This window comes from Pseudomonas azotoformans, from assembly GCF_001579805.1.
In the GTDB taxonomy this organism is placed as follows: Bacteria; Pseudomonadota; Gammaproteobacteria; order Pseudomonadales; family Pseudomonadaceae; genus Aquipseudomonas; species Aquipseudomonas azotoformans_A.
In genome coordinates this window covers 669,422-684,276 of record NZ_CP014546.1, presented here as the reverse complement: position 1 = coordinate 684,276, position 14,855 = coordinate 669,422, and the positions used below count along the sequence as shown (strand labels likewise).

Below are 14,855 nucleotides of genomic sequence, written 5' to 3'. Positions count from 1 at the left end.
GGATGAGCATCGCCGTACCTGCCTTGCGATCCGAAGGCACCATCGCCCTGATCGCCCCCGCCGGCCCCGCCACCCTGGACGTGGAAAAAGCCGGTCAATGGATGCGCGCTCGCGGCTACGACCTGCGAATCTTCCCCGGCGTCTATGAGCGCGACGGCTACCTTGCCGGTAGCGATAAAACCCGTCTCAACGACCTGCACAACGCCTTTGCCAACCCTGACATCGACGCCATTTTCTGCCTGCGCGGCGGTTACGGCACGCCACGCCTGCTCGATAGCCTGGACTTCGACCTGCTGCGTGCCAACCCCAAGCCCTTCGTAGGCTACAGCGACATCACCGCGTTGCACCTGGCCATCAGCCGCTATGCCGGTTTTGTGACCTTCCACGGTCCGATGCTCAACGCTGACCTGTTGGGTGACAAGCAACAACCTACCGAGTCTTCATTGTTCAGCATGCTACGCGGTCAACTAGGTACCGGGAGCGTGCTCGCGCACCCGGCAGCCTATCCGCTGACCACCATTGAGCCTGGCATCGCCTGTGGGCGCCTGTTGGGTGGCAACCTGTCGATGATCGCGGCGGTCATGGGCACTCCTTTTGAGATCGACGCTGAAGGCATCATTCTGCTGATCGAAGACGTCAACGAGCCGATCTACCGCATCGACCGCCTGCTGACGCACCTGCGTTTGGCCGGCAAGCTGGCGCAGGTTGCCGGCGTACTGGTGGGGGATGTGGCGGGCGTGGAGGGCGTTGCGCTGGAGCGGCTGCTCAAGCAGACCTTCGAACCGTTGCGCATTCCGGTGTTGTCCGGCTGGCGCAGTGGGCATTGCGATCCGAACCTGACGCTGCCGATGGGCGCGTTGGTGCGGTTGGATGCGGGGGAGCAGCGGTTGGTGTTGGAGCAGGATGTGGTCATCCGCTGAACTTTGTTGGAGCCGGCTTTCCGGCTCCAACAAAAGTTTTGCGTCAGCGGTTCTGCAGCGACTCCAGCAACTTCACCGTCGGATACCCATCCGCCGGCCAGCCCAGCGCTTGCTGCGCCGCACGAATCGCCTTGCGCGTATTGGCGCCGATAATCCCGTCCGGGTTACCCGCGTCGTAGCCATTGGCGCTCAAGGCCGTCTGCAAGTCGATGCGCTGCGAGCGGCTCAATGGCAGCTCATCCTTCGGCCAATCGCCACGAATCACGCCACCACCACCGAAGCGTTCCGACAACAAGCCGACCGCCAGTGCGTAGGACGATGAGTTGTTGTATTTGAGGATCGCGCGGAAGTTATCCAGCACCAGGAACGCCGGGCCACGGTAACCGGCCGGCAATAGCAGGGCGGCGGACAGTTGGTCGACATTTGGCGGCATGCTTGCACCAAAGGGCAACTGGATACCGAGTTTCATCCACTCGGCAACCGTCTTGCGTACACCGCCATCGGCCAGGGCGTAATCAAAGTTCGCCGGCAGTTGTTTCACCTCGAAACCCCACGGCTGGCCTTTCTGCCAGCCGGAGCTTTGCAGGTAGTGCGCGGTGGAGGCGAGGGCGTCGGCCGGGCTGTTCCAGATATCGCGGCGACCGTCGCCATCGAAGTCCACGGCGTGGGTGTTGTAGGTGGTCGGGATAAACTGGGTCTGGCCCATGGCGCCCGCCCAGGAGCCTTTCATCTGGTCGGCCTGGATGTCGCCGTGCTGGATGATCTGCAACGCGGCCAGCAATTGCGCCTGGGCGAATGCCGGGCGACGCCCTTCGTAAGCCAGGGTCGCGAGTGAGCGGATCACCGAGTTATTGCCCTGGAACTGGCCGAAGTTGCTCTCCATGCCCCATACCGACACCAATGCCTGGCGGTCGACGCCATAACGTTGTTCGATGCTCTGCAGGATGTCGGCGTACTTGATCAACAGCGCCTGGCCATTACGCACGCGCAGGGGCGAGAGGGCCCCGTCGAGGTATTCCCACACTGGGCGGGAAAACTCCGGCTGGCTGCGGTCCGCGCGGATGACCGCCATGTCCGGGGTGACGTTGGCGAACGCGTTGTCGAACACGGCGGCAGTGATGCCGGCCTGCAGGGCTTGCACACGGAAACCCGCCTGCCATTCGGCGAAGGTCTGGGTCGGTTGGATATCCAGATTGTCCACAGCCAGCGGGGCCACGACAGCGGGCGCTACCACAGGGGCGGTCTGGAGCTTGGGCAGGGGTTGAGCGTCGGCGGCGGTGGGTTTTTCCGCGCAGGCGACGAGCAGAATGAGGCTGGAGGCAGCGATCAATTGGCGAAGGTGCCAACGACGGGAAAGACTAGAGGGCATGCACAGGTCCAGGGATTACAAATCAGGTGCAGACCTTATCATGCCAGAGGGGGGCTTGCCTTCAGGCAGCCAGAAAGTAAGAAGCCTCCCAGCTATTAGACTGGAAGGCTTCGCGGCGGTAGCTGCCTTTGCCCTTGCCGGCGCGTTCTTGACGGCTGCGGAACAGTGGCTGGGCGATGATGGATTTGGCCTTGTTGGGGCCATGCTTGGATGGCTTTTTACTCATGGTCGTTACTCTCGGTAGGTGGGATGAAGCGGTGCAAATCATCTGCCGATGTTGCGCCGCTGTAAAGCCCTTCGAGAGGTAGGACTATTCTGCCGGCAGTGTCAGGCGCTGGCCGGCCATCAACAGCGACAAACGGCTCAGGCTCATCCACGGCGAACCGGCCGCCTGGCCCTTGATCTGCGCGTCAATGCGCTGCGCTTCCAGCAAGAGCTGCGCCCAGCGTTGCGCCGAGTGCCGTTGCAGGGCTTTGCTCATCAGCGGTTTGCGCTTGTCCCACACCGGTGGTCGGGCCTGGCTGAAGCATTTGTCCAACGGCGTGCCCTGGCTGTATTGCAGCGCAATATTAGCCAGGACTCGCAACTCCCGGGCCAGGGCCCAGAGAATGACCGGTGGTTCCACGCCTTCGCCGCGCAGGCCTTCGAGCATGCGCAGGGCGTGGGCGGGTTCGCCATTGAGGATCGCGTCCACCAGCCCGAACACATCAAAGCGCGCGCTATCGGCCACGGCACCTTGGACGGTCTCGACGGTAATCTGCCCGTCTTCGGCCATCAGCTTGAGCTTTTCGATCTCCTGGGCTGCGGCCAGCAAGTTGCCTTCGACCCGGGCGGCGATCAGCTCCACCGCGTCCTGGGTTGCCGACAGCCCCGATTGGGACAGGCGCTGGCGAATCCACTGCGGCAACTGGTTGCTGTCCACTGGCCAGATCTGGATGAACTGGGTTTGCGCCCCTTCCACCAGGGCCTTGCCCCACTTGGTTTTCTGCGCACTGCCGTCAAGCTTGGGCAGGCTGATCAACAACACCGTGTCTTCGGCGGGGCGTGAGCAGTATTCCATCAGGGCGGCGGCGCCTTTGTCCCCAGGCTTGCCCGAAGGCAGGCGCAGTTCCAGCAGGCGCTTTTCGGCAAACAGCGACATGCTCGCGCCGGCTTGCAGCAGCGTGCCCCAGTCGAAACTGGCGTCGGCGCTGAACACCTGGCGTTCGTCAAAGCCTTGCTGGCGTGCAGCGGTGCGGATGGCGTCGGCGGCTTCCTGGCACAGCAACGGGTCATCGCCGCTGACGATATAGACAGGCGCAAGGCCACCTTGCAGGTGTTTGGCGAGTTGGGCGGGAGCGAGTTTCATAGGCAGGGCGAACGGGGCGCTTGGGGCGCCCCGTCTGGCTTACTCGACAGGGACTTCAACAGGCGATTGCTTCGGCGTGTTGTCTTCGTACTCCTTGGCGGCTTTCAGCGCGTCGGCGTCAGCCTTGGCCTTGTTGTCAGCCTGTTGCTGCAAGGTCTCCAGTTGCTCCGGAGTGATCATCGACAGACGCAGTACCATGCGCTGTACCAGTTCGCGACGCATTTCCTTGCGTACCTGGATGATTTCGGAGTCCGAACCCACCAGGTTGTTGCCGTCGTGGCTGACGATTTTCTGTACCTGGATGTTGTCACCCATCAATGGCAGGTGGTCACGGCCCTGGATTTCGAAGCTGAGTACCGTGCTCAATTCGATATCGGACGCGCGGCCAGCACTGGCGTAGCTCAGGTTGCGCTGGTTTTCTTTTTCATTGGCCAGGAACAGCTTATAGGTCGCGCCGGTGTAGACGTGAACGCCGCTGTTTTCCAGGACCTGGCGCAGCTGGGTCACGGTTTCGCTGTAGGCGTCGCGGGCACTGACGTCCAGTTCCTTGATCGCCAGTTCGTTGGTGCCGGTGCCGCGCAGCTGGAAGCCGCAAGCGCTCAGCAGTACGGCAAGGCCCATCACCAGCAAATTGCGTTTGATCATTGTGTTGCTCCCCTTGAAACCATGTGGGCCTTATCGAGGCCCTGAAGGCTTTGTTCGGCGCAGGGTGCGAACCCTGCGCCCGATCCGATTAGCTAGCGACGATATTGACCAGTTTGCCAGGCACCACGATCACTTTGCGGATCGTCAGGCCTTCGGTAAAGCGCAGCACGTTTTCGTTGGCGCGGGCAGCCGCCTCGACATCTTCGCGGCTGGCGGTGGCCGGCATGTCGATCTGGCCACGCAGTTTACCGTTGACCTGGATCACCAGTTGCAGCGTGTCCTGTACCAGGGCGCTGTCATCCTGCACCGGCCAGCGTGCGTCGATGACGGCATCGCTGTGGCCCAAACGGTTCCACAGGTCGTGGCTGATGTGCGGCGTGATCGGCGCCAGCAGCAGGGTGACCGTTTCCAGGCCTTCCTGTACCAATGCGCGATCCTGTTCGGTGGCTTGTGGCGCCTTTTCCAGCACGTTCATCAGCGTCATCACCTGGGCGATGGCGGTGTTGAACTTGTGGTTCTGGCCCACGTCCTGGCTGGCTTGCTTGATGGCCAGGTGGGTGCTGCGGCGAATCAGTTTCTGCTCGTCGCTCAAGGCGGCCACGTCCAGCTTGCCCGGCAGGCCCTGGCTGATATGGGCATGCGACAGGCGCCAGACGCGCTTGAGGAAACGGTGCGAACCTTCGACGCCGGAGTCGGACCATTCGGCGCTCATGTCAGGCGGCGAGGCGAACATCATGAACAGGCGGCAAGTGTCGGCGCCGAACTGGTCGATCATCGACTGTGGGTCAACGCCGTTGTTCTTCGACTTGGCCATCTTCTCGGTGCCACCGATTTCCACCGGCAGGCCGTCGGCGATCAGCTTGGCGCTGATGACCTTGGCTTTGCTGTCGCGCTCAAGCTCCACGTCAGCCGGGTTGAACCAGGTGTAGGCACCGTTGGCTTCGCGGCGATAGTAAGTCTCGGCGACCACCATGCCCTGGGTCAGCAGGTTCTTGAACGGCTCATCGGAGCTCACCAGGCCTTCGTCACGCATCAGCTTGTGGAAGAAACGCGCGTACAGCAGGTGAAGAATGGCGTGTTCGATACCGCCGATGTATTGATCCACCGGCAACCAGTGGTCGGCTGCGGATTTTTCCACCAGGCCGCCCTCGTAGTGCGGCGAGGCGTAGCGGGCGTAGTACCAGGAGGACTCGACGAAGGTGTCCATGGTGTCGGTTTCACGCTTGGCAGGCTGGCCGCATTTCGGGCAGCTGCACTCGTAGAACTCAGGCATGCGCGCCAATGGCGAACCGGCGCCGTCCGGCACCACATCTTCCGGCAGGACCACCGGCAGTTGGTCTTCCGGTACTGGCACGTCGCCACAGCTTTCGCAGTGGATGATCGGGATCGGGCAGCCCCAGTAGCGCTGGCGGCTGATGCCCCAGTCGCGCAGGCGGAACTGAGTGCGCGAGGCGCCCAGGTTCTTCTTGATCAGTGCAACTTCGATCGCATCGAAAGCGCCCTGGAAGTCCAGGCCGTCGAACTCGCCGGAATTGATCAATTCACCGTGCTCGCCGTAGGCGTCTTGCCACGGGGCCGGGTTGGTATCGCCCGAGCTGGTGCGCACCACGGATTTGATCGGCAGGCTGTATTTGGTGGCGAACTCGAAATCGCGCTCGTCGTGAGCTGGCACAGCCATTACGGCACCATCGCCGTAGTGCATCAGCACGTAGTTGGCGACCCATACCGGCAGCTTCTCGCCGGTCAGAGGGTGCTCGACAAACAGGCCAGTTGGCAGACCTTTTTTCTCTTGGGTGGCGACGTCGGCTTCGGCCACGCTGCCGCCTTTGCATTCAGCGATGAACGCCTGCAGCTCTGGGTTGTTCTGGGCGGCCTGGGTAGCCAGCGGGTGCTCGGCGGCCACGGCGACGTAAGTCGCTCCCATTAAAGTGTCCGGACGGGTAGTGAAGACTTTGAGCGCGCCCGCTTCGCCGATCGAGTCGACGTTGTAAGGGAACTGCACTTCCATGCCCTTGGATTTGCCGATCCAGTTGCGTTGCATGGTCTTGACCTGTTCAGGCCAGCCCGGCAGGTCGTCGAGGCTCGACAAGAGTTCATCCGCGTAGGCGGTGATCTTGAAGTAGTACATCGGGATTTCGCGCTTTTCGATCAGCGCGCCGGAACGCCAGCCGCGACCGTCGATCACTTGCTCGTTGGCCAGTACGGTCTGGTCCAGCGGGTCCCAGTTCACGGTGCCGCTCTTCTTGTAGATCACGCCTTTTTCGAACAGGCGCGTGAACAGCCATTGTTCCCAGCGGTAGTAGTCCGGCTTGCAAGTGGTCACTTCGCGGGACCAGTCCACCGCCAGGCCCAGGCTGCGCAGCTGGGACTTCATGTAGGCGATGTTTTCGTAGGTCCACTTGGCGGGAGCCACGTTGTTTTTCATCGCGGCGTTTTCCGCCGGCATGCCGAAGGCGTCCCAACCCATGGGTTGCAGGACGTTCTTGCCTTGCATGCGCTGGTAGCGGGAAATCACGTCGCCGATGGTGTAGTTACGCACGTGCCCCATGTGTAGCTTGCCGCTGGGGTAAGGGAACATCGATAGGCAGTAGTAAGTCTCCTTGCCTGGCTGTTCACTGACTTCAAAGGACTTTTGCTCGTCCCAGAAGGTTTGGGCGGCATTTTCTATTTCACGGGGCTGATATTGTTCGTGCATGGCTACTTTTGAACTGAATAGGGGTGGCCTAATCCTCTTCGGTGCAACGTTCAGGTTGATCGACACCAAAAAGCGGCGCGTCCGTGCCCAAACCCTGCGGGAAGTGGAGTTACAGGAAGCGTCGTAGCATACATGACCCCACTCTATCGAGGGAAACCCTGATTGCGCAGGCAGGGCCGTCTGTCGCGGCGCCAGGCGTGCCCGGCCACGAGGACTACGCTGTTTATTGGGGAGCAAGTCTTTCTTCAATGAGGTGAGGGGATGGTTGAATCGCAAAGAATCGTATCGAAACCGGATGTCTACGAAGGACTGATCGACCGCTTGGGTCGTGCATTGGATGCAGCGAGGACAGCGGGCCGATTGCGTGATGAACGGCCTGTGGAGTTGGAACTGCGCGGTCTGAGTCGCGCGGAGCTGGAACTGATCAAGGCGTATCTGGAAAGGAATGGGCGCAGTGCGACTCCTTGGGTGGCAACCCCGCCAATCAAGGAGCCTACGCATTCAGCCAAGGTGGTGTGGCTCAAGGACTTGTCGGCCGGTCGTGGCCCGGAAAAGCTCCGGTCCGCCCGCTACAAGTAATTCATTGCCCCCCTGAACGGCTTCACCACGCCGTTTCACTGTAAGCATGTCACCGTAAAGATTGTCGCTAAACCCCGTTACACCTTAGGCTTCGGGCATCTATGGAGATGCCCGATGCCTATTCGTTATTTCATCAAACAACTGCTTCTGCCGCCCGGCATTCTATTGTTGTTGCTGGCGCTTGCCTGGTGGTTTCGCCGTAGTCGCCCGCGTTTGGCGGCGTGCTGCTTTACCCTGGGTTTTGGGGGCATGTGGCTGATCAGCTTGCCAGTCATGGTGGAGTGGGGCGCTCGGGCCCTGGAAACCGAACCGCCATTGGCCCGGGAAGACTGGTCGACCTTGGCCCAGCGCGCTGACGCCATTGTGGTACTGGGTTCCGGACGCGAGCGCGGTGACCCGGCCTGGGGCACCGACCAGCCCACCGGGATCGGCCTGGAACGCCAGCGCTATGCCGCACGACTGGCCAAGGCTTCCGGGCTGCCGGTGCTGACTACCGGCGGCCTGCATTACGGCACGCCGCCCAGCGAAGCGGAGTTGATGGCGGTGTCGATGCAGGATGACTTCGGCGTAGCGGTGCGCTGGAAGGAAGAGCGCAGCCGTACCACTTGGGAAAATGCGCAGATGAGTGCCGAGATTCTATTGCCGGAGGGCATTAAACGCGTGGTGGTGGTGACCCAGGCCTGGCACATGCCGCGTTCGGTGTGGAGCTTTGAGAAGGCAGGCTTCACCGTGGTGCCAGGACCGGTCGGTTTCCTCGGTGTGGACAACGCCCGGCCATTGGGCGGCTGGATGCCGGAATTCAAATCGATCTGGCAGAGTGGGCAGTTGATCAATGAAGCCGTGGGGCAGTTGGGTTACCGGCTGTTCTACCGATAACCCCGTCGCGAAACCTACAGGGTCTTCGACATCCTGCCCGCCAGCAGCGCCCAGCCAAACAACCCCAGGCACAGAATGATCAACGGCCACGAACGCCATTGCAGGTACGGCGTGAGGTTGTGCATCGGCACCACTTCACCGTAGAGGATGCCGCGCTCGAACTGCGGGATCTGCGCGGTGATCTGCCCGAACGGGTTGATCAAGCCGGTCACCCCATTGTTGGTGGCGCGGATCATCCAGCGCCCGGCTTCCAGTGCACGCATCTGCGCCATTTGCAGGTGCTGCAACGGGCCGATGGAGCGGCCGAACCAGGTGTCGTTGCTGATGGTCAGCAGCAGATCGCTCTGGGCTGACAGGCCGGCAGCGAACTCCGGGTAGACCACTTCGTAGCAGATGAACGGCGCGATCTGATAGCCCTTGGCCTGCAGCATTGCCTGGTCGGCAGGGCCGCGAGCGAAGTCCGACATTGGCAGATCAAAGAACGCAATCAGGCCGCGCAGCATGTCCTGCAGCGGCACGTACTCGCCAAACGGCACCAGCTTCTGCTTGAGGTAGGTGCCGTCGCCTTCGCCGACCACGGTGATGCCGTTGAAGTAGCGCTTCTGGTGATGCACTTCCTGGCGGATCGGTACGCCGGTGATCAGCGCAGTGTGCCGGTCCGCAGCGAACTTGCCCATCATGCCCAGGTAGCCTTCGACAGACTCCTTGAGCACGGGCACGGCGGTTTCCGGCCATACCAGCAGGTCGACGGGCTTGGAGCTGAAGCTCATGTCGCGATACAACGCGAGCTGTGCGTTGAGCTGCTCCGGATCCCACTTCATGCTTTGTTCGACGTTGCCCTGGAGGGCGGCCACGGTCAGTGGCGCACCGGACGGGCTGGTCCAGGCGTGATGCTTGAGCGCCAGGCCGATGGCCCAGGGCGCGACCAGCAGCACCAGGCCTGCGCCGATAAAGGCGTTGCGCTTGCCGGCCAGCAGGCGCGGCAGGTTGCACAGCAGCGCCGCCGTGAGTGCCAGGGCAAAGGAGATCAGCCACATGCCGCCCACGGGGGCCAAGCCAGTCAGCGGGCCGTCAAGCTGGCTGTAGCCGGAGTACAGCCACGGGAAACCAGTGAGGAACCAACCGCGAAACGCTTCCTGGCCCACCCACAACGCGGCAAACGTCAGTGCATCCGCCAACGGCGCCTCATTGCGCCGTAACCAGCGCGCCCACAGCCAGGCGGGCAGGGCGAAGAACCAGGCGATGGCGGCGGTAAACAGCAGCATCAGGAAACCCGCCAGCAGCACCGAAGCACCGCCGAAGTGGTGGATGCTGTAGTAGATCCAACTGGTGCCGGCGCCGAACAGGCCGAAGCCGAAACACCAGCCGCGACCCAATGCCTGGCGCGGGCTCAGGTCCCGCAGCCCGACATAGAACAGGCCGACCGCGACCAGCGCAAACGGCCACAGGTCGAACGGCGCCAGCGCCAGGGTGGTGATGGCGCCGGCCACCACGGCCAGCAAATTACCGGGCCAGCCGGGGCGGGTTAGGCGCTGCATGTCATTCCTTAGCGGGCAATAGGTGTCAGGCGAATCAAGTGAATCCGGCGGCTGTCGGCATTCAGGATGCGAAAGCGATACGCGCCGATCTCGGTGGTCTCGTTACGTTTTGGCAGATGCCCGAACGCACTCATCACCAGGCCGCCCACGGTATCGAACTCGTCATCGGAGAATTCGCTGTCGAAGAACTCATTGAAGTTCTCGATCGGCGTCAGCGCCTTGATCAGGAAGTCACCGCTGGGTAGTGGCTTGATGTAGCTGTCTTCTTCGACGTCGTGTTCGTCTTCGATGTCGCCGACGATCTGTTCCAGCACGTCTTCAATCGTCACCAGGCCGGCCACGCCGCCGTATTCGTCGATCACGATGGCCATGTGATTGTGGTTGGCGCGGAATTCACGCAGCAACACGTTCAGGCGCTTGGACTCGGGCACGAAGGTGGCCGGACGCAGCAGGTCCTTGATGTTGAAGCTGTCGCCGTTCTCCTTGAGGATCAACGGCAGCAGGTCCTTTGCCAGCAGGACGCCCATGACGTCGTCATGGCTTTCACCGATCACCGGGTAGCGCGAGTGCGCCGAGTCGATCACGGCCGGGAGGAATTCCCGTGGGGTCTGGGTCGCCTTGATGCTGATCATCTGCGAGCGCGGGACCATGATGTCGCGTACTTGCAGGTCAGCCACCTGGATGGCGCCTTCGACGATGGCCAGCGCTTCGCTGTCCAGCAACTTGTTCTGATGGGCCTCGCGCAGCAGCTCAAGCAGCTCCTGGCGGTTTTTCGGCTCGTGGGCAAAAGCCTGGGTCAGTTTACCCAGCCATGACTTCTGCCCGTTGCTCGATCGGTCTTCGCTCATAGCGATTACTCTGAATCCTTTATTGTTACAGTTGAGTGTTTTTAAACTTCGTCGTCGGCATACGGGTCCGGATGACCCAATTCTGCTAGCAACGTTTGTTCCAGTGTTTCCATTTCCTCGGCTTCGTCATCGTCTATATGGTCGTAACCCAAGAGATGCAAGCAGCCGTGGATGACTAGATGGGCCCAATGGGCCTCAAGTTCCTTGCCTTGTTCCTTCGCCTCGCGCTCCACCACGGCGACACAGATGACCAGATCGCCCAGCAGCGGGATATCCAGCAGCTCATCCGGTACGTCGGCGGGAAAGGACAGCACGTTGGTCGCGTAGTCCTTCTGGCGCCAGGTGTGATTCAGTTCGCGGCCCTCGGGCTCGTCCACCAGACGAATGGTCAGCTCCGAGTCGGCGGTGCGCTGGCGCAGGGCCAGGGCGCACCATTGGCGGAACTGCGCTTCGCTGGGGGCGGGCGCGTCGGTGGCCAGCTGCAGGTCAAGCTCAAGCATCGCGGCGAACGTCCTTGGACAGCCCGTCATCGCGGTGTTCAAAGCGCTCGTAGGCTTCGACAATGCGCTGCACCAGCGGGTGACGCACCACGTCCTTGGGCGAGAAATGCGTGAAACTGATGCCCGGCACGTCCTTGAGCACTTCAATCACGTGGCTCAAGCCCGACTTGGTGCCTTTGGGCAGGTCAACCTGGGTAATGTCGCCGGTGATAATGGCCGTGGAGCCGAACCCGATGCGGGTCAGGAACATCTTCATTTGCTCGACCGTCGTGTTCTGGCTTTCGTCGAGGATGATGAAACTGTTGCTCAAGGTGCGGCCGCGCATGTAGGCCAGCGGGGCGATCTCGATCACCTGGCGCTCGATCAGCTTGGCCACGTATTCAAAGCCGAGCATCTCGTACAGCGCGTCGTAGAGCGGGCGCAGGTACGGGTCGATCTTCTGGGCCAGGTCGCCAGGCAGGAAGCCGAGCTTTTCGCCCGCTTCGACTGCCGGGCGCACCAGCAGGATGCGGCGTACTTGCTCGCGTTCCAACGCGTCGACCGCGCAGGCCACGGCCAGGTAGGTCTTGCCGGTACCGGCGGGGCCGATGCCGAAATTGATGTCGTTACCGAGGATTGCCTTGACGTACTTCTGCTGATTCAAGCCCTTTGGGCGAATCATGCCTTTCTTGGTACGCAGGGCCACGCTGGCTTCAGCGACTGGGTTGTTGGCCAAGTCTTCCACAGCCGATTCCTGCAAATACAGGTGCACGATTTCTGGCGACAGCTCGCTACCCTTGGTTTCGCGGTAGAGACGGCGCAGCAGGTTTTCTGCAGATTGGGTGTGTTGGGCTTCACCAATGAGCTCGAACTGATTGCCGCGGTTGCGGATCTCGATGCCCAGGCGTTGTTCGATCAGGCGCAGGTGCTCGTCGAACTGTCCGCACAGGTTGGCGAAACGGAGAGCCTCAAAGGGCTCGAGAATAAAACGATGGGGTTCTGCTATGGGTGCGTTCAAGGTCGCTTTTAGCCGCCCTTTGGCTGTTGAGGTGAAATAGAGAATAACGCCAGCCGGCTGTGTGCGAAAGCACTTAAACGGCACATGTTGGCTGGCGATAATTCAAAGAGTGATTACGGGATCAACGACCCGCGCAGCGAATGGGGCTGTGCCGCGTCGATGTGCACATCGGCAAACTGGCCGATCAGGGTCGGATTATCGCAACGGAAGTTTACGATTCGGTTGTTCTCGGTACGGCCTTGCAGTTCGCCCGGGTCTTTTTTCGAGTAGTCGGTGACCAGGATGCGCTGGGTGGAACCGACCATTTGTCGGCTGATCTCGAAACCCTGCTGATTCAAGCGGTGTTGCAGCGCGTTGAGGCGCTCTTTTTTCAGCGCTTCCGGGGTTTCATCCGCCAAGTCGGCCGCCGGCGTGCCGGGGCGCTGGCTGTAGACGAATGAGTAGGAGAAGTCGAAGCCGACGTCTTCGATGAGCTTCATGGTCTGCTGGAAGTCTTTCTCGGTTTCACCGGGGAAACCGACGATAAAGTCCGAGCTGATGCAGATACCCGGCACCGCCGCGCGCAATTTGCGCAGTTTGGATTTGTATTCCAGGGCCGTGTGGTTGCGCTTCATCGCCGCGAGGATGCGGTCCGAGCCCGATTGCACCGGCAGGTGCAGGTGCTTGACCAGTTCCGGCACTTCGGCGTGGGCCTGGATCAGGCTGTCGGAGAATTCCAGTGGGTGCGAGGTGGTGTAGCGGATGCGCTCGATACCGTCCACGGCGGCGACCACGCGGATCAACTCCGCCAGGTCAGCGAGGCGGCCATCATGGGTCTGGCCGCGATAGCCATTGACGTTCTGGCCCAGCAGCGTCACTTCGCGCACGCCGTTTTCAGCCAGGTGGATGATTTCCGACAGCACGTCGTCAAATGGCCGGCTGACTTCTTCGCCACGGGTGTAGGGCACCACGCAGAAGGTGCAGTACTTGCTGCAACCTTCCATCACCGACACGTAGGCGCTCGGACCGTCGATGCGTGGCTCGGGCAAATGGTCGAATTTTTCTATTTCAGGGAATGACACGTCGACCTGGGGCAGCTTGGTCAAGCGCGCGGCGTCGATCATTTCCGGCAGACGGTGCAGGGTCTGCGGGCCGAACACCACGTCGACATAGGGCGCGCGGTCGCGAATGGCGGCACCTTCCTGGCTGGCCACGCAACCGCCGACGGCGATCACCATGTCCGGGTTGGCCAGTTTCAATTCGCGCCAGCGGCCCAGCTGGGAGTACACACGGTCCTGGGCCCGCTCGCGGATCGAGCAGGTATTGAGCAGGATCACGTCGGCATCTTCGGCGCGGGCGGTGACTTCCAGGGCCTGGTGTTCACCCAGCAGATCGACCATGCGCGAGCTGTCGTACTCGTTCATCTGGCAACCGTGGGTTTCGATGTAAAGCTTCTTGGCCATGGGAATCGTCAACTGGTGGTAAAGAACCGCGCATTATAGGGGGCATGCCCATTGGTTCCTAGCGTTGTGCATCGGGTGCCATGCTATAGTTCGCGCCCTCTTTTATATCCCCGATGTGTTATTCACCCACCATGACCAAACGTGAAGCTCCAATCTACAAGGTGATTTTCCTCAACCAGGGCCAGGTGTTCGAAATGTACGCCAAGCAGATCTATCAGAGCGATCTGTGGGGTTTCCTGGAGGTGGAAGAGTTCGTCTTTGGCGAGCGCACCCAGTTGGTCGTCGATCCGGGCGAAGAGAAGCTCAAGGCGCAATTCGAAGGCGTGGTGCGCAGCTTTGTGCCGATGCATTCGATTGTGCGCATCGATGAGGTCGAGCGTTTGGGCACGCCGAAGATCAGCGAAGCGCGTGGCACCAGCAATGTGATGCCATTCCCGATGCCGATGCCAGAGAAGTAAAGGCGCTGTCAGGGCAGGGGTGAGAAGGGCGAACGCCCGTCGGCACTCTGCAGTTCCTGAAGGTAATTGCGGAAGATCTGCCCCAGCACCTGGGTCGCCACTTCCAACTCATCGCGCTGCATGTGCTCGGCGACTTCGTCGGCGGTGTCCAGCGCGTCTTCGGCGCCGTTGACCGCGGCCATTTTCAGCACGATATACGCCTGGACATTGTTGGCCGGCACGCCTTCGCCTTTGAAGAACATGGTGCCCAGCTTGAATTGAGCTTCGGCGTGGCCCTGCAGCGAGGCTTTCTCGAAGTAACTCAAGGCCTTGTTGAGGTCGCGGGCGGGGTTTTTGCTGTCGTGGAAGTACTCGCCCAACTCGTATTGCGCCTGCGCATCCCCGCCGTCGGCCTGTTTCTGGCACGCGCTCAGGGCTTCGGCCTGGCTGTCTGGCTGGGTATTGAGGGTGCAACGACCCATCGCTGGGATTAACAACGAGTTGCCGCCTGCTTGTGCGTGTGCCAGCAGCGGCTGAAGGAGCAACAGGCAGCCCAGAACCAGGGTGCGGCCGGTGCGTTTCATGGGAATCGACTTACCTCTGACGGGGCGCGCGGACCCTCGGGGGATCCAATAAGCGCGCATTATGAAATAAGCAGGCC

At 61.3% G+C, this 14,855-nt stretch carries 15 protein-coding genes; 4 read left to right on the top strand and 11 right to left on the bottom strand.

Going from position 1 to position 14,855, the window contains the following annotated elements; all coding sequences use genetic code 11:
- Nucleotides 1-2: 2 nt before the first annotated feature.
- On the top strand, nt 3-920 hold the full coding sequence (locus tag AYR47_RS03165; protein WP_033896441.1) for a S66 peptidase family protein: 918 nt from the start codon (nt 3-5) through the stop codon (nt 918-920).
- A 43-nt stretch (nt 921-963) separates the two neighbouring features.
- Here the strand turns inward: AYR47_RS03165 and AYR47_RS03160 are convergent, their stop codons facing one another.
- The 5 genes from AYR47_RS03160 to leuS form a co-directional block, all read right to left on the bottom strand.
- The gene (locus tag AYR47_RS03160) at nt 964-2,289 is read right to left on the bottom strand and encodes a lytic murein transglycosylase (RefSeq protein WP_033896442.1); all 1,326 of its coding nucleotides are present in this window, start codon (nt 2,287-2,289) and stop codon (nt 964-966) included.
- A 61-nt stretch (nt 2,290-2,350) separates the two neighbouring features.
- Nucleotides 2,351-2,515: an alternative ribosome rescue factor ArfA gene (gene arfA, locus AYR47_RS03155; protein WP_003176285.1), complete on the bottom strand. Its 165-nt coding sequence runs from the start codon at nt 2,513-2,515 to the stop codon at nt 2,351-2,353.
- Nucleotides 2,516-2,599: 84 nt separating this feature from the next.
- The gene (gene holA, locus AYR47_RS03150) at nt 2,600-3,637 is read right to left on the bottom strand and encodes a DNA polymerase III subunit delta (RefSeq protein ID WP_033896443.1); all 1,038 of its coding nucleotides are present in this window, start codon (nt 3,635-3,637) and stop codon (nt 2,600-2,602) included.
- 39 nt (nt 3,638-3,676) lie between these two features.
- The gene (locus AYR47_RS03145) at nt 3,677-4,282 is read right to left on the bottom strand and encodes an LPS-assembly lipoprotein LptE (protein WP_033896444.1); all 606 of its coding nucleotides are present in this window, start codon (nt 4,280-4,282) and stop codon (nt 3,677-3,679) included.
- 88 nt (nt 4,283-4,370) lie between these two features.
- On the bottom strand, nt 4,371-6,977 hold the full coding sequence (gene leuS / locus AYR47_RS03140; protein ID WP_061434300.1) for a leucine--tRNA ligase: 2,607 nt from the start codon (nt 6,975-6,977) through the stop codon (nt 4,371-4,373).
- A gap of 261 nt (nt 6,978-7,238) precedes the next feature.
- Between leuS and AYR47_RS03135 the strand changes: the two genes are divergently transcribed.
- Together AYR47_RS03135 and AYR47_RS03130 are read left to right on the top strand one after the other, a co-directional pair.
- Nucleotides 7,239-7,556, top strand: a complete 318-nt coding sequence (locus AYR47_RS03135) for a hypothetical protein (RefSeq protein ID WP_033896446.1) — start codon at nt 7,239-7,241, stop codon at nt 7,554-7,556.
- A 114-nt stretch (nt 7,557-7,670) separates the two neighbouring features.
- Nucleotides 7,671-8,432: a YdcF family protein gene (locus AYR47_RS03130; RefSeq protein WP_033896447.1), complete on the top strand. Its 762-nt coding sequence runs from the start codon at nt 7,671-7,673 to the stop codon at nt 8,430-8,432.
- 14 nt (nt 8,433-8,446) lie between these two features.
- Here AYR47_RS03130 and lnt read toward each other — a convergent pair whose 3' ends face one another.
- The 5 genes from lnt to miaB all read right to left on the bottom strand — a co-directional run bounded on the left by lnt (nt 8,447) and on the right by miaB (nt 13,757).
- On the bottom strand, nt 8,447-9,970 hold the full coding sequence (gene lnt / locus AYR47_RS03125; protein WP_033896448.1) for an apolipoprotein N-acyltransferase: 1,524 nt from the start codon (nt 9,968-9,970) through the stop codon (nt 8,447-8,449).
- A gap of 8 nt (nt 9,971-9,978) precedes the next feature.
- Nucleotides 9,979-10,818, bottom strand: a complete 840-nt coding sequence (locus AYR47_RS03120) for an HlyC/CorC family transporter (RefSeq protein WP_010206772.1) — start codon at nt 10,816-10,818, stop codon at nt 9,979-9,981.
- Between the two features lie 41 nt (nt 10,819-10,859).
- Nucleotides 10,860-11,318 carry an rRNA maturation RNase YbeY gene (ybeY, locus tag AYR47_RS03115; RefSeq protein WP_010206771.1) on the bottom strand — a complete coding sequence of 153 codons (459 nt, stop codon included), beginning with the start codon at nt 11,316-11,318 and terminating at the stop codon, nt 10,860-10,862.
- Complete coding sequence (locus tag AYR47_RS03110; protein ID WP_061434298.1) at nt 11,311-12,315, bottom strand: PhoH family protein; 1,005 nt, start codon at nt 12,313-12,315, stop codon at nt 11,311-11,313. Before AYR47_RS03110 ends, ybeY begins: the two co-directional genes overlap by 8 nt.
- 113 nt (nt 12,316-12,428) lie before the next feature.
- A complete protein-coding gene (miaB, locus tag AYR47_RS03105) occupies nt 12,429-13,757 on the bottom strand; it encodes a tRNA (N6-isopentenyl adenosine(37)-C2)-methylthiotransferase MiaB (RefSeq protein ID WP_033896450.1) in 1,329 nt (442 codons plus the stop codon).
- Nucleotides 13,758-13,888: 131 nt separating this feature from the next.
- Between miaB and AYR47_RS03100 the strand changes: the two genes are divergently transcribed.
- Nucleotides 13,889-14,215: a DUF1820 family protein gene (locus AYR47_RS03100; protein ID WP_003194436.1), complete on the top strand. Its 327-nt coding sequence runs from the start codon at nt 13,889-13,891 to the stop codon at nt 14,213-14,215.
- Nucleotides 14,216-14,223: 8 nt separating this feature from the next.
- Here the strand turns inward: AYR47_RS03100 and AYR47_RS03095 are convergent, their stop codons facing one another.
- Nucleotides 14,224-14,778, bottom strand: a complete 555-nt coding sequence (locus tag AYR47_RS03095; protein WP_033896451.1) for a tetratricopeptide repeat protein — start codon at nt 14,776-14,778, stop codon at nt 14,224-14,226.
- Between the last annotated feature and the right edge of the window lie 77 nt (nt 14,779-14,855).

Coding starts and splice junctions, on each gene's coding strand:
- AYR47_RS03165 (WP_033896441.1), top strand. CDS start 3: ATGAGCATCGCCGTACCTGCCTTGCGATCCGAAGGCACCATCGCCCTG.
- AYR47_RS03160 (WP_033896442.1), bottom strand. CDS start 2,289: ATGCCCTCTAGTCTTTCCCGTCGTTGGCACCTTCGCCAATTGATCGCT.
- arfA (WP_003176285.1), bottom strand. CDS start 2,515: ATGAGTAAAAAGCCATCCAAGCATGGCCCCAACAAGGCCAAATCCATC.
- holA (WP_033896443.1), bottom strand. CDS start 3,637: ATGAAACTCGCTCCCGCCCAACTCGCCAAACACCTGCAAGGTGGCCTT.
- AYR47_RS03145 (WP_033896444.1), bottom strand. CDS start 4,282: ATGATCAAACGCAATTTGCTGGTGATGGGCCTTGCCGTACTGCTGAGC.
- leuS (WP_061434300.1), bottom strand. CDS start 6,977: ATGCACGAACAATATCAGCCCCGTGAAATAGAAAATGCCGCCCAAACC.
- AYR47_RS03135 (WP_033896446.1), top strand. CDS start 7,239: ATGGTTGAATCGCAAAGAATCGTATCGAAACCGGATGTCTACGAAGGA.
- AYR47_RS03130 (WP_033896447.1), top strand. CDS start 7,671: ATGCCTATTCGTTATTTCATCAAACAACTGCTTCTGCCGCCCGGCATT.
- lnt (WP_033896448.1), bottom strand. CDS start 9,970: ATGCAGCGCCTAACCCGCCCCGGCTGGCCCGGTAATTTGCTGGCCGTG.
- AYR47_RS03120 (WP_010206772.1), bottom strand. CDS start 10,818: ATGAGCGAAGACCGATCGAGCAACGGGCAGAAGTCATGGCTGGGTAAA.
- ybeY (WP_010206771.1), bottom strand. CDS start 11,318: ATGCTTGAGCTTGACCTGCAGCTGGCCACCGACGCGCCCGCCCCCAGC.
- miaB (WP_033896450.1), bottom strand. CDS start 13,757: ATGGCCAAGAAGCTTTACATCGAAACCCACGGTTGCCAGATGAACGAG.
- AYR47_RS03100 (WP_003194436.1), top strand. CDS start 13,889: ATGACCAAACGTGAAGCTCCAATCTACAAGGTGATTTTCCTCAACCAG.
- AYR47_RS03095 (WP_033896451.1), bottom strand. CDS start 14,778: ATGAAACGCACCGGCCGCACCCTGGTTCTGGGCTGCCTGTTGCTCCTT.